This is a genomic window from Escherichia sp. WS568 (assembly GCF_046486085.1).
GTDB lineage: Bacteria > Pseudomonadota > Gammaproteobacteria > Enterobacterales > Enterobacteriaceae > Escherichia > Escherichia coli.
In genome coordinates, this window is record NZ_JBJQMC010000018.1 from 45,350 (window position 1) to 62,345 (window position 16,996).

At 50.4% G+C, this 16,996-nt stretch carries 16 protein-coding genes and 1 other RNA gene; 11 read left to right on the plus strand and 6 right to left on the minus strand.

Annotated elements, in window-relative coordinates; genetic code table 11:
* Positions 1–17 precede the first annotated feature (17 nt).
* Complete coding sequence (locus ACJHWR_RS18335; RefSeq protein WP_001188905.1) at positions 18–395, minus strand: DUF454 family protein; 378 nt, start codon at positions 393–395, stop codon at positions 18–20.
* 69 nt (positions 396–464) lie between these two features.
* Here ACJHWR_RS18335 and priC point away from each other — a divergent pair, with 69 nt between their 5' ends.
* Together priC and rsmS are read left to right on the plus strand one after the other, a co-directional pair.
* Positions 465–992, plus strand: coding sequence for a primosomal replication protein N'' (gene priC / locus ACJHWR_RS18340; RefSeq protein ID WP_000844860.1), 528 nt, complete (start codon positions 465–467; stop codon positions 990–992).
* 13 nt (positions 993–1,005) lie between these two features.
* Positions 1,006–1,167, plus strand: a complete 162-nt coding sequence (rsmS, locus tag ACJHWR_RS18345; protein ID WP_000051142.1) for a pleiotropic regulatory protein RsmS — start codon at positions 1,006–1,008, stop codon at positions 1,165–1,167.
* A gap of 211 nt (positions 1,168–1,378) precedes the next feature.
* On the opposite strand, the gene mscK is transcribed toward rsmS, so the two are convergent.
* On the minus strand, positions 1,379–4,741 hold the full coding sequence (gene mscK / locus ACJHWR_RS18350) for a mechanosensitive channel MscK (protein WP_000177751.1): 3,363 nt from the start codon (positions 4,739–4,741) through the stop codon (positions 1,379–1,381).
* 127 nt (positions 4,742–4,868) lie between these two features.
* The gene (gene acrR, locus ACJHWR_RS18355) at positions 4,869–5,516 is read right to left on the minus strand and encodes a multidrug efflux transporter transcriptional repressor AcrR (RefSeq protein WP_000101737.1); all 648 of its coding nucleotides are present in this window, start codon (positions 5,514–5,516) and stop codon (positions 4,869–4,871) included.
* Positions 5,517–5,657: 141 nt separating this feature from the next.
* On the opposite strand from acrR, the gene acrA reads away from it, so the two are divergent.
* From acrA to pdeB, 7 genes are all read left to right on the plus strand, one after another.
* A complete protein-coding gene (acrA, locus tag ACJHWR_RS18360; RefSeq protein ID WP_001295833.1) occupies positions 5,658–6,851 on the plus strand; it encodes a multidrug efflux RND transporter periplasmic adaptor subunit AcrA in 1,194 nt (397 codons plus the stop codon).
* A 22-nt stretch (positions 6,852–6,873) separates the two neighbouring features.
* A complete protein-coding gene (gene acrB / locus ACJHWR_RS18365) occupies positions 6,874–10,023 on the plus strand; it encodes an efflux RND transporter permease AcrB (RefSeq protein WP_001132469.1) in 3,150 nt (1,049 codons plus the stop codon).
* Between the two features lie 545 nt (positions 10,024–10,568).
* Positions 10,569–10,943, plus strand: coding sequence for an Hha toxicity modulator TomB (gene tomB / locus ACJHWR_RS18370; protein ID WP_000344800.1), 375 nt, complete (start codon positions 10,569–10,571; stop codon positions 10,941–10,943).
* 25 nt (positions 10,944–10,968) lie between these two features.
* Positions 10,969–11,187 carry an HHA domain-containing protein gene (locus ACJHWR_RS18375; protein ID WP_001291435.1) on the plus strand — a complete coding sequence of 73 codons (219 nt, stop codon included), beginning with the start codon at positions 10,969–10,971 and terminating at the stop codon, positions 11,185–11,187.
* A gap of 171 nt (positions 11,188–11,358) precedes the next feature.
* Positions 11,359–11,910 carry a maltose O-acetyltransferase gene (gene maa / locus ACJHWR_RS18380; protein WP_000102561.1) on the plus strand — a complete coding sequence of 184 codons (552 nt, stop codon included), beginning with the start codon at positions 11,359–11,361 and terminating at the stop codon, positions 11,908–11,910.
* 115 nt (positions 11,911–12,025) lie between these two features.
* On the plus strand, positions 12,026–12,496 hold the full coding sequence (locus ACJHWR_RS18385; RefSeq protein ID WP_000136192.1) for a YlaC family protein: 471 nt from the start codon (positions 12,026–12,028) through the stop codon (positions 12,494–12,496).
* Positions 12,497–12,659: 163 nt separating this feature from the next.
* Positions 12,660–14,210 carry a cyclic-guanylate-specific phosphodiesterase PdeB gene (pdeB, locus tag ACJHWR_RS18390; protein ID WP_012311818.1) on the plus strand — a complete coding sequence of 517 codons (1,551 nt, stop codon included), beginning with the start codon at positions 12,660–12,662 and terminating at the stop codon, positions 14,208–14,210.
* 40 nt (positions 14,211–14,250) lie between these two features.
* Here the strand turns inward: pdeB and ACJHWR_RS18395 are convergent, their stop codons facing one another.
* Positions 14,251–14,604, minus strand: a complete 354-nt coding sequence (locus ACJHWR_RS18395; RefSeq protein ID WP_000878140.1) for a DUF1428 domain-containing protein — start codon at positions 14,602–14,604, stop codon at positions 14,251–14,253.
* Between the two features lie 119 nt (positions 14,605–14,723).
* An RNA gene (ffs, locus tag ACJHWR_RS18400) (signal recognition particle sRNA small type) lies at positions 14,724–14,820 on the minus strand.
* A gap of 162 nt (positions 14,821–14,982) precedes the next feature.
* Between ffs and ACJHWR_RS18405 the strand changes: the two genes are divergently transcribed.
* Positions 14,983–15,294, plus strand: a complete 312-nt coding sequence (locus ACJHWR_RS18405) for an MGMT family protein (RefSeq protein WP_000409911.1) — start codon at positions 14,983–14,985, stop codon at positions 15,292–15,294.
* Positions 15,295–15,324: 30 nt separating this feature from the next.
* Here the strand turns inward: ACJHWR_RS18405 and ACJHWR_RS18410 are convergent, their stop codons facing one another.
* Positions 15,325–15,897 carry a YbaY family lipoprotein gene (locus ACJHWR_RS18410; RefSeq protein WP_000779831.1) on the minus strand — a complete coding sequence of 191 codons (573 nt, stop codon included), beginning with the start codon at positions 15,895–15,897 and terminating at the stop codon, positions 15,325–15,327.
* 217 nt (positions 15,898–16,114) lie between these two features.
* On the opposite strand from ACJHWR_RS18410, the gene tesB reads away from it, so the two are divergent.
* Positions 16,115–16,975: an acyl-CoA thioesterase II gene (gene tesB, locus ACJHWR_RS18415; protein ID WP_000075876.1), complete on the plus strand. Its 861-nt coding sequence runs from the start codon at positions 16,115–16,117 to the stop codon at positions 16,973–16,975.
* Positions 16,976–16,996: the final 21 nt, after the last annotated feature.

A 16,996-nucleotide genomic window follows, 5' to 3' on the forward strand; every position in this document is an offset into this window, starting at 1 on the left:
ACTGCGATTGTTGTGCTTCAGTGCTTTTCTTGCTTTTCATCAATCACCGGAATTCGCCACATATAAAAAAGCAAACAGGCGAGAATTACCAGCAACATGATGCGCACCCATGGCATCTGGACGAACCACAGAGAAATGGCAAACGTGAGCAAAATAAGCAAAATCGCCCGCGGTTTGACGCCGCGCGGCATCGCATGATGTTTCTGCCAGAAACGTAGATAGCTGCCAAACCATGAGCGGTACAGCAACCAGGCGTGAAAGCGCGGGGAAGAACGGGCAAAGCACCAGGCCGCCAGCAGGATAAACGGCGTCGTCGGTAATACCGGTAATACCACGCCCAGCGTACCCAGCACTACCGCCAGCCAGCCAATGATGATTAAAATGATTCGTTGCATATTGAGTGTTGTCAGCTTACAGAGTTGCTACTTTAGCATAACAATTATCATTTTCATTGAGGTCTTATCGTGAAAACCGCCCTGCTGCTGGAAAAACTGGAAGGACAGCTCGCCACGCTGCGTCAGCGTTGTGCCCCGGTAGCGCAATTTGCCACGCTAAGTGCCCGTTTTGACAGGCACCTTTTTCAGACCCGTGCGACAACACTACAGGCTTGTCTCGATGAGGCGGGCGATAATCTGTCTGCGCTTCGTCATGCCGTTGAGCAACAGCAACTGCCGCAAGTGGCCTGGCTGGCGGAACATCTGGCGGCGCAACTGGAGGCTATAGCGCGTGAAGCCACAGCCTGGTCGCTACGCGAGTGGGACAGTGCGCCACCGAAAATTGCCCGCTGGCAGCGTAAACGTATTCAGCATCAGGATTTTGAGCGGCGGCTACGTGAGATGGTTGCCGAACGTCGAGCCCGCCTGGCGCGGGTGACCGATCTCGTGGAACAGCAAACGCTGCATCGTGAAGTGGAAGCCTATGAAGCGCGCCTGGCACGCTGCCGCCATGCGCTGGATAAAATCGAAAACAGGCTAGCGCGTTTAACCCGCTAGCAATGGAGAAAGTATGTCACTGGAAAATGCCCCTGACGATGTCAAACTGGCTGTCGATTTGATTGTACTGCTGGAAGAAAATCAGATCCCAGCCCGCACCGTGCTGCGCGCGCTGGATATTGTAAAGCGTGATTATGAAAAGAAGTTACAGAGCGATGATGAGGCGGAAAAGTGAGAAATAAATGGGGTCGCTAAATGTCCCCTAAGATTGCGGGCAAACGCAAAACTGCCTGATGCGCTACGCTTATCAGGCCTACACCGCTCCTGCAATATATTGAATTCTTGCGGTTTCGTAGGCCGGATAAGGCGGTCACGCCGCATCCGGCATGAACAACGCGCACTTTGTCAGTAATCTCGGGGCAACTAAATGTCGCCCCCTTTGGTTATTACCCTACCGCTGGTGTCGGATCGTCGCCTTTGTAGTCGCGTTTGACTTCCGTCACCTCATCGCCCTTCTCGTTGTGCAGATGCACTTCAAGCTGGTTAAAGGCAATGTTGATGTCGTTTTCACGGCACAGCTGATCGATAGTACGGTTCAGCTCATCGACAGTACGGCTACGGTCACGCAGTTCACGCACATACAGACGCAGCTCATGATCCAACGTGCTGGCACCAAACGCCGTAAAGAAGACTTCCGGCATTGGTTCGTGCATCACCCTTGGGTGCTCAGTCGCCGCCTTCAGTAATACTTTACGCACTTTTTCCAGATCGGAGCCATAGGCCACGCCGAGACGGATCACCAGACGCGTAGTCGTGTCAGTCAACGACCAGTTGATCAGACGCTCGGTAACAAACGCTTTGTTCGGGATGATCACTTCTTTGCGATCGAAATCGGTAATCGTTGTCGCACGAATACGGATCTTACTTACCGTCCCCGAGAAGCTACCAATGGTTACCGTATCGCCAATGCGCACCGGACGTTCGAACAGAATGATCAAACCGGAGACGAAGTTACCGAAAATTTCTTGTAAACCAAAACCAAGACCTACGGATAATGCTGCCGCCAGCCACTGGAGTTTATCCCAAGAGACGCCCAGCGATCCGAACACCGTCATCGCACCAACGGCAATAATGATGTAGTTAAGGATGGTAGTAATGGCATACGACGCGCCCTGGCGCATATTCAATCGCGAGAGCACCAGCACTTCCAGCAAACCAGGCAGGTTGCGAATCAACGCCCAGGCCACCATTGAGGCGATAATCGCAAACAACAGACTGCCCATGGTGACGTTTTTCACCACCGCAGCACCAGCTTCAGTACCGTTGTAATGCCAGAGCGTAATGCTGTCGAGATAGCTGAACACGGTGATCAAATCGGACCAAATTGCCCAGAACATGACACCGAACAGCGCAAACATCAGCAACATGGTAATACGCAGCGTCTGCTGGTTAACTTGCTCCAGTGCAATGGTGGGTTCTTCCGGCGGTTCGGCACCTTCTGCGCCCTCTTTCACCAGATTCTGCCGACGCGCCAGCGCACGACGCCAGGCGATACGCCGCGCCGCTACGCTTAAGCCGCGCAATACCGTCTGGTACAGCAGGTTCCAGATGATCACCAAATAAACGGTTTCAATCCAACGCCCGGAGAGGCGCAGCGTGGTGTAGAAATAACCCGTGGCGGTCAGCACCATCAACGCAATCGGGATAATCGACAGTACGGTAATGGTGACCAGTCGCATGGTGTGCGACTCTTTATCACGCCAGCTTTCGCGGCACATCGGCCACACCAGGAAGGCAATCAGCAGCAAGTTGAAGAAAATCATCGCCTGCCCCAGCACATCATCCATCAGATGCAGCGGGGAAAGTTCTGCCACCACAGACCAGAAATGGATAGGCAGCAATGCGAGACTGATGCGGACAATTTGCCGACGCCAGTGGCTGGTCTGCTGTTCCGGCATGCCGAAGTGACGCACGGCAACGCCGTTTTTCTCCAACACTTTCCAGCACAGGCCAAACACCAGCCAGAAAATCGCCAGTTTTTTACTGAACGACCATAGCAGTTCGCTGATGTTGAGCTGCATGGTCAACAGAATCAGGCCAACCGCGAGAATAATCAGGCACACCGGCAGCGCACGGATCAGGTCGATAAGGATCGCTTTTGGTGTGTTGAGCTGGCTGTCGTTACGCAGGGAACCCACAGCGGAAGCCAGTTTTTGTTGATACGCTTTCAGCCAGCCCAGACGCCAGTGGATCAGCCCGGCAATCAACAGCAGCGGCAAACCAGCGAGGAAAGCGATAAAAACGGCAGGCCAGGCTTTTTCCCAGTTCACCGTGATTTTCATCGACTTAAATTCATCTTTCAGGCTTTGCGGGAACGCTTTGATCCAGTTCCAGTCCATTGGACGGTTACTGTTCACCCAAAAGATTTGCTGAGTCAGGATGGATTTCAGGTTTTTCGACACACTCATTAACTGCTGCTGGTTGATTTGCAGGTTAATGGCCATCATCAATTGGTTACCCAACTGTTTGTTAAGCTGATCCAGCAATTCGCGACGCATATCAACCACTTGCAATAATGCATCGTGAACTTCGCTGTTGACTTCGTTGGTGTGACCTTCTTCCAGTTTGTTGACGAACGCATCGCTCTGGAAGAGTGCATCACGCTGCTGGTTAACTTCAAACTGTTCGAGACGCAAATCCGCGATGCGGTTGGTCATGTTTTCCAGTTCATCCGCCGAGGGCAGCGTTTGTTGTTGCTGGTAAAGGATACGAGACAACAGCAGGCTGCCCTTCAGGACGGCAATCTGCTCTTTAATATTGCGTTCCGATTGCAGCGCCCGCTCCAGCCAGTTTTTGACTTTAATGTTTTGCTGCATCAACTGATTACCGTTTTCAGTCGCGGTAATCAGACGCTGACTTAACTGCTGGTTAATTTCCAGTTCCTGCTTCACCAGCGGATTAGCCTGAATACGCGCGGCTTCATCCGGGGAGACGGCCTCCTGCGCCGTTTGTTCGGTTAAAGTCAGGCGCTTGCTGTTTACCGCTTCTTGCAACAGCTGCAACTGGTGCTCCAGACGGGCGCTGTTCGCCGTCACGTAATCCCGTTGCTTTTGCAAGGTATCCTGTAAGACTGTGTTTCCTTCCAGGCTTTTACGCTGCTGGTCAATCTCCGCATTCAGCAACGCCTGCTGGGCCTGCATTAACACTTTCTGGCTGGGACGTAAGGCAGTCTCGCCGACATCAGTCCCATCCAGACGACTGCGAATTTGTTGCAGCTGCTGCGAAGCGTTATACATCGCATTTTGCACGCGTTCGGGCTGCGTCTGTAACGAAACCAGCTGGCTGTTATAAGACGCCAGATCGTTTTGTGCGTTTTGCAAATCGTCCAGCGCCTGGGCAACGCGAGTTTCCAGCTGGCGCAACGAAAGCGTGCTCAGAATTTTGCGCGTTTCTTCGTCATTATCGACATCGCTAAGTGCTGTTAACGCTGCGGTCGCCTGACGCATTTTTTCCGGCGCTTCAGCGACTTTTTGCCGTAGCTGAACTGTCTCTTCTTTTACGCGATCGATTTTATCGAGGGTGGCTAATGTATCTGTCAGATCCTGCTGCACCAGTTTGTCCTGAGCAGAAAGATCTTTTTGTTTATTCAGTGAGTCAAGTTGTGCCTGCAGGTCCGCTTTTGTCGGCAGATCACCATTCGATGACGCCCGCGCAAACGCCGTGTTCTGGCATAACAAGACAAAAACAAAAGCAATAAATGCTGAAAAAACAAAATGCCGTGATCGTTTGTAATACTGGAACATAGTCATGATGAATGAAGGTTTCTGAACCTGAAGAACGACCTGAAAAAGTCAAACCGCAAGAATATCACGACGCAGTGAACCAGAATAGCAACGACGAAAATGTCCAGGAAAAATCCTGGAGTCAGATTCAGGGTTATTCGTTAGTGGCAGGATTACGAAGCGTGGGGCACAGGAGATACATCTCCAGTAAGATGGCGACGTAATCGCGGGCTTCTTTTTTAAGATCAAAAGATTGCGGGGCAAAGAGCCAGTTTTCCATCAGGCCGGAAATATAGCCGCGCATAATAATTGCTGCGCGACGCGTCATTAAATCCGCAGGCAACATTTTCGCTTCAATACAATGTTTTAACGTTTGTTCTATACGGTCATAACTTTCCAGACAGAGATTACGTTGTGCCTGTTGCACAACAGCCATTTCTCCGACAAATTCGCATTTGTGGAATATAATCTCCATCAATAATCGACGCCGTTCTTCTGTCACCGTGGATTCAAGAACATGAATTAATATCTCTCTTAATACTGAGAGTGGATCGCCAGGGAATTTTGCCTGATACTCAAGCTCTAGTTCACCAATATTGGATTCTGACAGTTCCCAGATCTCACTGAACAAATCCGACTTGTCTTTAAAATGCCAGTAGATTGCACCGCGCGTAACGCCAGCTGCTTTTGCAATCTCGCCCAGCGAGGTGGATGATACCCCCTGCTGTGAGAAAAGACGTAGAGCCACATCGAGGATGTGTTGGCGCGTTTCTTGCGCTTCTTGTTTGGTTTTTCGTGCCATATGTTCGTGAATTTACAGGCGTTAGATTTACATACATTTGTGAATGTATGTACCATAGCACGACGATAATATAAACGCAGCAATGGGTTTATTAACTTTTGACCATTGACCAATTTGAAATCGGACACTCGAGGTTTACATATGAACAAAAACAGAGGGTTTACGCCTCTGGCGGTCGTTCTGATGCTCTCAGGCAGCTTAGCCCTAACAGGATGTGACGACAAACAGGCCCAACAAGGTGGCCAGCAGATGCCCGCCGTTGGCGTAGTAACAGTCAAAACTGAACCTCTGCAGATCACAACCGAGCTTCCGGGTCGCACCAGTGCCTACCGGATCGCAGAAGTTCGTCCTCAAGTTAGCGGGATTATCCTGAAGCGTAATTTCAAAGAAGGTAGCGACATCGAAGCAGGTGTCTCTCTCTATCAGATTGATCCTGCGACCTATCAGGCGGCATACGACAGTGCGAAAGGTGATCTGGCGAAAGCCCAGGCTGCAGCCAATATCGCGCAATTGACGGTGAATCGTTATCAGAAATTGCTCGGTACTCAGTACATCAGTAAGCAAGAGTACGATCAGGCTCTGGCTGATGCGCAACAGGCGAATGCTGCGGTCACTGCGGCGAAAGCTGCCGTTGAAACTGCGCGGATCAATCTGGCTTACACCAAAGTCACCTCGCCGATTAGCGGTCGCATTGGTAAGTCGAACGTGACAGAAGGCGCATTGGTACAGAACGGTCAGGCGACTGCGCTGGCAACCGTGCAGCAACTTGATCCGATCTACGTTGATGTGACCCAGTCCAGCAACGACTTCCTGCGCCTGAAACAGGAACTGGCAAATGGCACGCTGAAACAAGAGAACGGCAAAGCCAAAGTGTCGCTGATCACCAGTGACGGCATTAAGTTCCCGCAGGACGGTACGCTGGAATTCTCTGACGTTACCGTTGATCAGACCACCGGGTCTATCACCCTACGCGCTATCTTCCCGAACCCGGATCACACTCTGCTGCCGGGTATGTTCGTACGTGCGCGTCTGGAAGAAGGGCTTAATCCAAACGCTATTTTAGTCCCGCAACAGGGCGTAACCCGTACGCCGCGTGGCGATGCCACCGTACTGGTGGTTGGCGCGGATGACAAAGTGGAAACCCGTCCGATCGTTGCAAGCCAGGCTATCGGCGATAAGTGGCTGGTGACAGAAGGTCTGAAAGCAGGCGATCGCGTAGTAATAAGTGGGCTGCAGAAAGTGCGTCCTGGTGTCCAGGTAAAAGCACAAGAAGTTACCGCTGATAATAACCAGCAAGCCGCAAGCGGTGCTCAGCCTGAACAGTCCAAGTCTTAACTTAAACAGGAGCCGTTAAGACATGCCTAATTTCTTTATCGATCGCCCGATTTTTGCGTGGGTGATCGCCATTATCATCATGTTGGCAGGGGGGCTGGCGATCCTCAAACTGCCGGTGGCGCAATATCCTACGATTGCACCGCCGGCAGTAACGATCTCCGCCTCCTACCCTGGCGCTGATGCGAAAACAGTGCAGGACACGGTGACACAGGTTATCGAACAGAATATGAACGGTATCGATAACCTGATGTACATGTCCTCTAACAGTGACTCCACGGGTACCGTGCAGATCACCCTGACCTTTGAGTCTGGTACTGATGCGGATATCGCGCAGGTTCAGGTGCAGAACAAACTGCAGCTGGCGATGCCGTTGCTGCCGCAAGAAGTTCAGCAGCAAGGGGTGAGCGTTGAGAAATCATCCAGCAGCTTCCTGATGGTTGTCGGCGTTATCAACACCGATGGCACCATGACGCAGGAGGATATCTCCGACTACGTGGCGGCGAATATGAAAGATGCCATCAGCCGTACGTCGGGCGTGGGTGACGTTCAGTTGTTCGGTTCACAGTACGCGATGCGTATCTGGATGAACCCGAATGAACTGAACAAATTCCAGCTAACGCCGGTTGATGTCATTACCGCCATCAAAGCACAGAACGCCCAGGTTGCAGCTGGTCAGCTCGGTGGTACGCCGCCGGTGAAAGGCCAACAGCTTAACGCCTCTATTATTGCTCAGACGCGTCTGACCTCTACTGAAGAGTTCGGCAAAATCCTGCTGAAAGTGAATCAGGATGGTTCCCGCGTGCTGCTGCGTGATGTGGCGAAAATTGAGCTGGGTGGTGAGAACTACGACATCATCGCAGAGTTTAACGGCCAACCGGCTTCCGGTCTGGGGATCAAGCTGGCGACCGGTGCAAACGCGCTGGATACCGCTGCGGCAATCCGTGCTGAACTGGCGAAGATGGAACCGTTCTTCCCGTCGGGTCTGAAAATTGTTTACCCGTACGACACCACGCCGTTCGTGAAAATCTCTATTCACGAAGTGGTTAAAACGCTGGTCGAAGCGATCATCCTCGTGTTCCTGGTTATGTATCTGTTCCTGCAGAACTTCCGCGCGACGTTGATTCCGACCATTGCCGTACCGGTGGTATTGCTGGGGACCTTTGCCGTCCTTGCCGCCTTTGGCTTCTCGATAAACACGCTAACAATGTTCGGGATGGTGCTCGCCATCGGCCTGTTGGTGGATGACGCCATCGTTGTGGTAGAAAACGTTGAGCGTGTTATGGCGGAAGAAGGTTTGCCGCCAAAAGAAGCTACCCGTAAGTCGATGGGGCAGATTCAGGGCGCTCTGGTCGGTATCGCGATGGTACTGTCGGCGGTATTCGTACCGATGGCCTTCTTTGGCGGTTCTACCGGTGCTATTTATCGTCAGTTCTCTATTACCATTGTTTCAGCAATGGCGCTGTCAGTACTGGTGGCGTTGATCCTGACTCCGGCTCTTTGTGCCACCATGCTGAAACCGATTGCCAAAGGCGATCACGGGGAAGGTAAAAAAGGCTTCTTCGGCTGGTTTAACCGCATGTTCGAAAAGAGCACGCACCACTACACCGACAGCGTAGGCGGTATTCTGCGCAGTACAGGGCGTTACCTGGTGCTGTATCTGATCATCGTGGTCGGCATGGCCTATCTGTTCGTGCGTCTGCCAAGCTCCTTCTTGCCAGATGAAGACCAGGGCGTATTTATGACCATGGTTCAGCTGCCAGCAGGTGCAACGCAGGAACGTACGCAGAAAGTGCTCAATGAGGTAACGCATTACTATCTGACCAAAGAAAAGAACAACGTTGAGTCGGTGTTCGCCGTTAACGGCTTCGGCTTTGCGGGACGTGGTCAGAATACCGGTATTGCGTTCGTTTCCTTGAAGGACTGGGCCGATCGTCCGGGCGAAGAAAACAAAGTTGAAGCGATTACCATGCGTGCAACACGCGCTTTCTCGCAAATCAAAGATGCGATGGTTTTCGCCTTTAACCTGCCCGCAATCGTGGAACTGGGTACTGCAACCGGCTTTGACTTTGAGCTGATTGACCAGGCTGGCCTTGGTCACGAAAAACTGACTCAGGCGCGTAACCAGCTGCTTGCAGAAGCAGCGAAGCACCCTGATATGTTGACCAGCGTACGTCCAAACGGTCTGGAAGATACCCCGCAGTTTAAGATTGATATCGACCAGGAAAAAGCGCAGGCGCTGGGTGTTTCTATCAACGACATTAACACCACTCTGGGCGCTGCATGGGGCGGTAGCTATGTGAACGACTTTATCGACCGCGGTCGTGTGAAGAAAGTTTACGTCATGTCAGAAGCGAAATACCGTATGCTGCCGGATGATATCGGCGACTGGTATGTTCGTGCTGCTGATGGTCAGATGGTGCCGTTCTCGGCGTTCTCCTCTTCTCGTTGGGAGTACGGTTCGCCGCGTCTGGAACGTTACAACGGCCTGCCATCCATGGAAATCTTAGGCCAGGCGGCACCGGGTAAAAGTACCGGTGAAGCAATGGAGCTGATGGAACAACTGGCGAGCAAACTGCCTACCGGTGTTGGCTATGACTGGACGGGGATGTCCTATCAGGAACGTCTCTCCGGCAACCAGGCACCTTCACTGTACGCGATTTCGTTGATTGTCGTGTTCCTGTGTCTGGCGGCGCTGTACGAGAGCTGGTCGATTCCGTTCTCCGTTATGCTGGTCGTTCCGCTGGGGGTTATCGGTGCGTTGCTGGCTGCCACCTTCCGTGGCCTGACCAATGACGTTTACTTCCAGGTAGGCCTGCTCACAACCATTGGGTTGTCGGCGAAGAACGCGATACTTATCGTCGAATTCGCCAAAGACTTGATGGATAAAGAAGGTAAAGGTCTGATTGAAGCGACGCTTGATGCGGTGCGGATGCGTTTACGCCCAATCCTGATGACCTCGCTGGCGTTTATCCTCGGCGTTATGCCGCTGGTTATCAGTACTGGTGCTGGTTCCGGCGCGCAGAACGCAGTAGGTACCGGTGTAATGGGCGGGATGGTGACCGCAACGGTACTGGCAATCTTCTTCGTTCCGGTATTCTTTGTGGTGGTTCGCCGCCGCTTTAGCCGCAAGAATGAAGATATCGAGCACAGCCATACTGTCGATCATCATTGATACAACGTGTAATCACTAAGGCCGCGCAAGCGGCCTTTTTTATGCATAACCTACGAACATTAAGGAGTCATTGAACCACCAACTCAGGATCTCATACGAAAACCAGTATTAAACACGTATAAAATTCATAAAAAATACTGATTGTTAGTTAATTTATATTAAGTAGCGCTAATAGATTTAATAATCCATAATCATTTAGAGGCTATTCTTAATTATTTGCGGTAATTCTTTATTCATTCCTCGGTTATTACGTCATATTCAGAGCAATCCTGGTATTAGTGTTACCAATTTCATCTGGCGATAATCCTGAAATGTTATGAACAGTTCGAGCAAACTGCTTTTACCTGCTGCGGGTTAGTGCTAGTATGAAAAAGTAAGTCCTGTCCCGCTTCCTTCCTAATTGTAATTTTTCGTAATAATGCGATGAAAACCTGCAAAGAGTGGCTTATAGTTAAGCTAACAAACGAGAGGGCAAGTCCAGGTCAGTAAGTTTTTTCCATCCCGAAAGGTGTCCGTTAGTTCAACCGCTAAGAAGGGGACGAGTTATGGATGAATACTCACCCAAAAGACATGATATCGCACAGCTTAAGTTTCTCTGTGAAACCCTGTATCATGACTGTCTTGCAAACCTTGAAGAAAGCAATCATGGCTGGGTTAACGACCCAACCTCGGCGATCAACCTCCAGTTGAATGAACTGATTGAGCATATTGCGACTTTCGCACTTAATTACAAAATTAAGTATAATGAAGACAATAAGCTCATTGAGCAGATCGACGAATATCTGGATGACACCTTTATGTTGTTCAGCAGTTATGGTATTAATATGCAGGATCTCCAAAAATGGCGGAAGTCAGGTAATCGACTATTCCGTTGTTTTGTCAATGCGACGAAAGAGAATCCTGCGAGTTTATCTTGTTAGAATTATTACAACCATGGGTAGAAGTATGTCCGAAAAACCTTTAACGAAAACCGATTATTTAATGCGTTTACGTCGTTGCCAGACAATTGACACGCTGGAGCGTGTTATCGAGAAAAATAAATACGAATTATCAGATAATGAACTGGCGGTATTTTACTCAGCCGCAGATCACCGCCTCGCCGAATTGACTATGAATAAACTGTACGACAAGATCCCTTCCTCAGTATGGAAATTTATTCGCTAATAAATAATTGGCTTTCGGAGCTATAACCAGCTGTTTATTAAGAATTTTATACTTTATCGCCATGAAGGCATACCCTATGTGATCTTCATCACACAGACGTAATGGGAACGTTCTCTTCACTGACTTTTCGTCTTACTGTGTTGCCGCATTTTCAGCAACCGGAGGTCAGTAATGAGCACAGAAAAAGAAAAGATGATTGCTGGTGAGTTGTATCGCTCGGCAGATGAGACGTTATCTCGCGATCGCCTGCGCGCTCGTCAGCTTATTCACCGATACAATCATTCCCTGGCGGAAGAGCACACATTACGCCAGCAAATTCTCGCTGATTTATTCGGTCAGGTGACAGAGGCTTATATTGAGCCAACGTTTCGCTGTGATTATGGCTATAACATTTTTCTCGGCAATAATTTTTTCGCCAACTTCGATTGCGTGATGCTTGATGTCTGCCCTATTCGCATCGGTGATAACTGTATGTTGGCACCAGGCGTTCATATCTACACGGCAACACATCCCATCGACCCTGTAGCACGTAATAGCGGTGCTGAACTGGGGAAACCCGTCACCATCGGTAATAACGTCTGGATTGGCGGACGCGCGATCATTAACCCTGGTGTGACCATTGGTGATAACGTCGTGGTAGCCTCAGGTGCAGTTGTCACAAAAGATGTCCCGGACAACGTTGTCGTGGGCGGTAATCCAGCCAGAATAATTAAAAAATTGTAACCAGTTTTTCGCAACTGTTATGCAAAATCGTGGCAAATCTGTTACTTTCCCTCTACTATTCCCACGTTAAAATAGGGTGTTCCCTGGAAAGTTGCAGATACCACGAAGGCAAACGATGACCGAAATACAACGCCTGCTGACCGAAACGATTGAGTCTCTGAATACCCGCGAAAAACGCGACAACAAACCCCGCTTTAGTATCAGTTTTATCCGTAAACATCCGGGGCTATTTATCGGTATGTATGTTGCTTTTTTTGCCACCCTGGCGGTGATGTTGCAGTCCGAAACGCTTTCAGGCTCTGTCTGGCTACTGGTGGTATTATTTATCCTGCTAAATGGTTTCTTCTTTTTCGATGTCTACCCACGCTACCGCTATGAAGATATCGACGTGCTGGATTTCCGCGTTTGCTATAACGGCGAATGGTACAACACGCGCTTTGTACCTGCCGCGCTGGTTGAAGCCATCTTGAACTCTCCGCGTGTCGCGGATGTTCATAAAGAACAACTGCAAAAAATGATCGTCCGTAAAGGTGAACTGTCTTTTTACGATATTTTTACCCTCGCTCGCGCCGAATCAACATCTTAAGTTAGGGTTACATACCAGGCGTAAAGCTCTGCGCCTGGTCAAATGACAACGTTCGTTTCCACCCATCACTTCATGAAATCCCGGCTCTACCTCCTTATCTCCTGCCAGCCTTTTTCCACAATCAGATATACTTTCCCTACACTGTGTTAATAAGGATATGCTGGTGAGAACACGACATCTGGTCGGCCTTATTTCGGGAGTACTGATTCTTTCAGTATTGCTGCCTGTCGGCTTAAGCATCTGGCTGGCCCATCAGCAGGTAGAAACATCATTTATTGAAGAGCTGAATACGTATTCCTCCCGCGTCGCTATTCGGGCCAATAAGGTGGCGACACAAGGGAAAGATGCGCTGCAAGAGCTGGAAAGATGGCAAGGCGCTGCCTGTAGCGAAGCCCATCTCATGGAAATGCGTCGGGTATCTTACAGTTATCGCTATATTCAGGAAGTGGTTTATATCGATAACAACGTTCCCCAGTGTTCGTCTCTGGAGCATGAAAGCCCGCCCGATACCTTCCCCGAGCCAGGTAAAATTTCGAAAGATGGTTATCGTGTCTGGTTAACATCGCATAACGATTTAGGCATTATCCGTTACATGGTCGCCATGGGAACGGCACATTATGTCGTCATGATCGACCCCGCTTCCTTTATTGATGTCATTCCCTATAGCTCATGGCAAATTGATGCCGCCATTATTGGCAATGCCCATAACGTTGTGATAACCAGCAGTGATGAAATTGCTCAGGGAATTATTACCAGACTACAAAAAACACCCGGTGAGCATATCGAAAATAATGGAATCATTTACGATATCCTGCCCTTACCGGAGATGAATATTTCGATCATCACCTGGGCTTCAACGAAAATGTTGCAGAAAGGCTGGCATCGGCAAGTCTTTATTTGGTTACCGTTCGGGTTGGTGATTGGCCTGCTGGCAGCGATGTTTGTGCTGCGTATTTTGCGCCGTATCCAGTCACCGCATCATCGGCTGCAGGATGCTATCGAAAATCGTGATATTTGCGTGCACTATCAGCCGATTGTCTCCTTAGCCAATGGCAAAATTGTCGGTGCTGAGGCACTGGCGCGCTGGCCGCAGACAGACGGTAGTTGGTTGTCACCAGATAGTTTTATTCCGCTGGCACAGCAAACGGGGCTTTCTGAGCCGTTGACGCTACTGATTATAAAAAGTGTCTTTGAAGATATGGGCGACTGGCTGCGTCAGCATCCGCAGCAGCATATTTCGATCAATCTTGAATCCACCGTGCTCACCTCGGAAAAAATCCCGCAATTGCTGCGTGAAATGATCAATCACTATCAGGTTAATCCCAGACAGATCGCGCTTGAACTCACTGAACGCGAGTTTGCCGATCCGAAAACCAGCGCCCCGATAATTTCTCGCTACCGGGAGGCGGGCCATGAAATTTATCTCGATGATTTTGGTACGGGGTATTCAAGTTTAAGCTATTTACAGGATCTGGATGTCGACATTCTGAAGATCGATAAATCTTTCGTTGATGCGCTGGAATATAAAAATGTCACGCCACATATCATCGAAATGGCAAAAACACTGAAACTGAAAATGGTAGCGGAGGGAATCGAAACCAGTAAACAAGAAGAGTGGCTACGTCAGCATAGCGTGCACTACGGCCAGGGCTGGCTCTACAGCAAGGCATTACCGAAAGAGGATTTCTTACGCTGGGCCGAGCAACATTTGTGAATTTTAGGGCTGACGGCACGCCGCACAGCCCGTCCGCTACCTACTCGTCGATGATTGATTCGAATCCACCATAGATCATTCGCTTGCCGTCAAACGGCATGGACTCGCCGAACTCTTTCATCCGTGGGTCCGACATCATCTTTTGATTAGCAGCGTCGCGGACCTCTTTTGAAGGGTATTCAATCCAGCTAAAGACAACCTCTTCATTCTCTTCAGCTTTTACCGCCATACGAAAATCGGTCACTTTGCCATCCGGTACATCGCTGGCCCAGCATTCGACAATACGAAGCGCGCCAAACTCTTTAAACAATGGCGCGGCCTTAGCGGCCATTTCCCGATAGGCATCCTTTTTATCGGCAGGAACGGCAACAACAAAACCATCAACATACTTCATCAGACATACCTCCGAAGCGTACTGCGCAGCCAGACAATTCTTGCGACGTCAGTTGTGGTTAAAGTTTAGCCATGTTGGGATTTTTTGACGAAACGGTGGGAGGCAGAAATGGGTGGGGGCCCTGCCAGCTACATCCCGGCACACGCGTCATCTGCCTTGGCTGCTTCCTTCCGGACCTGACCTGGTAAACAGAGTAGCGTTGCGGGAGAACCAACAGAGCCCCCATTGAGAGCGTTGAGAACCAACGCGCAGGCGCATTATCACTGCTGCCCCAGCTAATTGCAACCCATTGCGTGCCGGATGCTGGTTTCTTGCGCAATGCGACTTCACTCGGGCGTTTTTCCAGATTATGCTGAAAAATTACCTCAGGAAGAAAAGATGGAAAAAGAAGATTCATTTCCCCAACGCGTCTGGCAAATCGTCGCCGCTATTCCCGAAGGCTATGTCACCACTTACGGTGATGTGGCGAAACTGGCAGGATCGCCCCGCGCCGCGCGCCAGGTGGGCGGTGTGTTAAAGCGTCTCCCTGAAGGCAGCACCTTGCCCTGGCACCGGGTGGTTAATCGCCACGGCACAATTTCGCTAACCGGACCGGATTTACAGCGTCAACGACAGGCATTACTGGCAGAAGGTGTGATGGTATCGGGAAGCGGGCAAATCGACTTGCAGCGTTATCGCTGGAACTACTAACCCTCTCCGGGCGGAGAGGGTTAACTGCGCTTAATATTGCGTAGGAGCTGGAACTGCCGAAGACGGATTCACCTGAGTTGGTGAAGTCGAAGGTACGGTAGTCGTTGCGCCACCGCTGGCCTGAACCGGCACGGCGGTTTGCTGCACCGGCACCAATGTCAGGTCGGCTTTAGTTCCGCCCTGGTTGATCACCGGCTGAACGGTATCGGTAATAAATACCAGTTTGTCATTCACGGTAATCGCCGCACTCAACAGAATACGCGCATTCGGCTGAACATCTGCCGGGTTAAATGGCAGAACAAAGCTGAATGGTGACTGTTTACCTTCGGTACGCACCGCTTTCTGCGCCAGCACTTTTGACGGTGCATCGGCTAACGACGCGTCAGAAAGTGTCACGGTCAGCACGGCATCAGGCGGCAGTGCGACTTTCTGACGGATCCAAACGGTACCGGAGACATTCGGTTGCTGGATAGCAGGTTGTTGTGTTGCTGAAATAGACGTATTTGCAGCCGGTGCTGGCGTCTGAATATCCGCGCTTTTATCTGCGCAAGCCGCCAACGCAATCGCAACCGCTAAACCACTGGCCATGTGCACGAGTTTCATTCTCTTCTCCTTATTATCAATGCACCAGCGGGCTAACTTTCCTCGCCGGAAGAGTGGTTAACAAAATAGTAACGTCAACAAGTGTGGCACACATCACGCATTTCTGCCTGTAATTAGCCCGTAATTCAGACCATTGCACCCATCGGACCAGTGGCAAATTTGCGTTATACTCAACTCACTTTGGCTTGCTGCGGCAGCTTTGTTACTGGAGAGTTATATGAGTCAGGCGCTAAAAAATTTACTGACATTGTTAAATCTGGAAAAAATTGAGGAAGGACTCTTTCGCGGCCAGAGTGAAGATTTAGGTTTACGCCAGGTGTTTGGCGGCCAGGTCGTGGGTCAGGCCTTGTATGCTGCAAAAGAGACCGTCCCTGAAGAGCGGCTGGTACATTCGTTTCACAGCTACTTTCTTCGCCCAGGCGATAGTAAGAAACCGATTATTTATGATGTCGAAACGCTGCGTGACGGTAACAGCTTCAGCGCCCGCCGGGTTGCTGCTATTCAAAACGGCAAACCGATTTTTTATATGACGGCCTCTTTCCAGGCACCAGAAGCGGGTTTCGAACATCAAAAAACAATGCCGTCCGCGCCAGCGCCTGATGGCCTGCCTTCGGAAACGCAAATCGCCCAATCGCTGGCGCACCTGCTGCCGCCAGTGCTGAAAGATAAATTCATCTGCGATCGTCCGCTTGAAGTCCGTCCGGTGGAGTTTCATAACCCACTGAAAGGGCACGTCGCAGAACCGCATCGTCAGGTGTGGATCCGCGCAAATGGTAGCGTGCCGGATGATCTGCGCGTTCATCAGTATCTGCTCGGTTACGCTTCTGATCTTAACTTCCTGCCGGTAGCTCTACAGCCGCACGGCATCGGTTTTCTCGAACCAGGAATTCAGATAGCGACCATCGACCATTCCATGTGGTTCCATCGCCCGTTTAATTTGAATGAATGGCTGCTGTATAGCGTGGAGAGCACCTCGGCGTCCAGCGCACGCGGCTTTGTGCGCGGTGAGTTTTATACTCAGGACGGCGTGCTGGTTGCCTCGACCGTTCAGGAAGGGGTAATGCGTAATCACAATTAAAAAAATAGCCGGAGGTGAAAA

Bases quoted from the DNA above. Each gene is read 5' to 3' on its own strand.
- ACJHWR_RS18335 (WP_001188905.1), bottom strand. From the start codon at position 395: ATGCAACGAATCATTTTAATCATCATTGGCTGGCTGGCGGTAGTGCTG.
- rsmS (WP_000051142.1), top strand. From the start codon at position 1,006: ATGTCACTGGAAAATGCCCCTGACGATGTCAAACTGGCTGTCGATTTG.
- mscK (WP_000177751.1), bottom strand. From the start codon at position 4,741: ATGACTATGTTCCAGTATTACAAACGATCACGGCATTTTGTTTTTTCA.
- acrR (WP_000101737.1), bottom strand. From the start codon at position 5,516: ATGGCACGAAAAACCAAACAAGAAGCGCAAGAAACGCGCCAACACATC.
- acrA (WP_001295833.1), top strand. From the start codon at position 5,658: ATGAACAAAAACAGAGGGTTTACGCCTCTGGCGGTCGTTCTGATGCTC.
- acrB (WP_001132469.1), top strand. From the start codon at position 6,874: ATGCCTAATTTCTTTATCGATCGCCCGATTTTTGCGTGGGTGATCGCC.
- tomB (WP_000344800.1), top strand. From the start codon at position 10,569: ATGGATGAATACTCACCCAAAAGACATGATATCGCACAGCTTAAGTTT.
- ACJHWR_RS18375 (WP_001291435.1), top strand. From the start codon at position 10,969: ATGTCCGAAAAACCTTTAACGAAAACCGATTATTTAATGCGTTTACGT.
- maa (WP_000102561.1), top strand. From the start codon at position 11,359: ATGAGCACAGAAAAAGAAAAGATGATTGCTGGTGAGTTGTATCGCTCG.
- ACJHWR_RS18385 (WP_000136192.1), top strand. From the start codon at position 12,026: ATGACCGAAATACAACGCCTGCTGACCGAAACGATTGAGTCTCTGAAT.
- ACJHWR_RS18395 (WP_000878140.1), bottom strand. From the start codon at position 14,604: ATGAAGTATGTTGATGGTTTTGTTGTTGCCGTTCCTGCCGATAAAAAG.
- ACJHWR_RS18405 (WP_000409911.1), top strand. From the start codon at position 14,983: ATGGAAAAAGAAGATTCATTTCCCCAACGCGTCTGGCAAATCGTCGCC.
- ACJHWR_RS18410 (WP_000779831.1), bottom strand. From the start codon at position 15,897: ATGAAACTCGTGCACATGGCCAGTGGTTTAGCGGTTGCGATTGCGTTG.
- tesB (WP_000075876.1), top strand. From the start codon at position 16,115: ATGAGTCAGGCGCTAAAAAATTTACTGACATTGTTAAATCTGGAAAAA.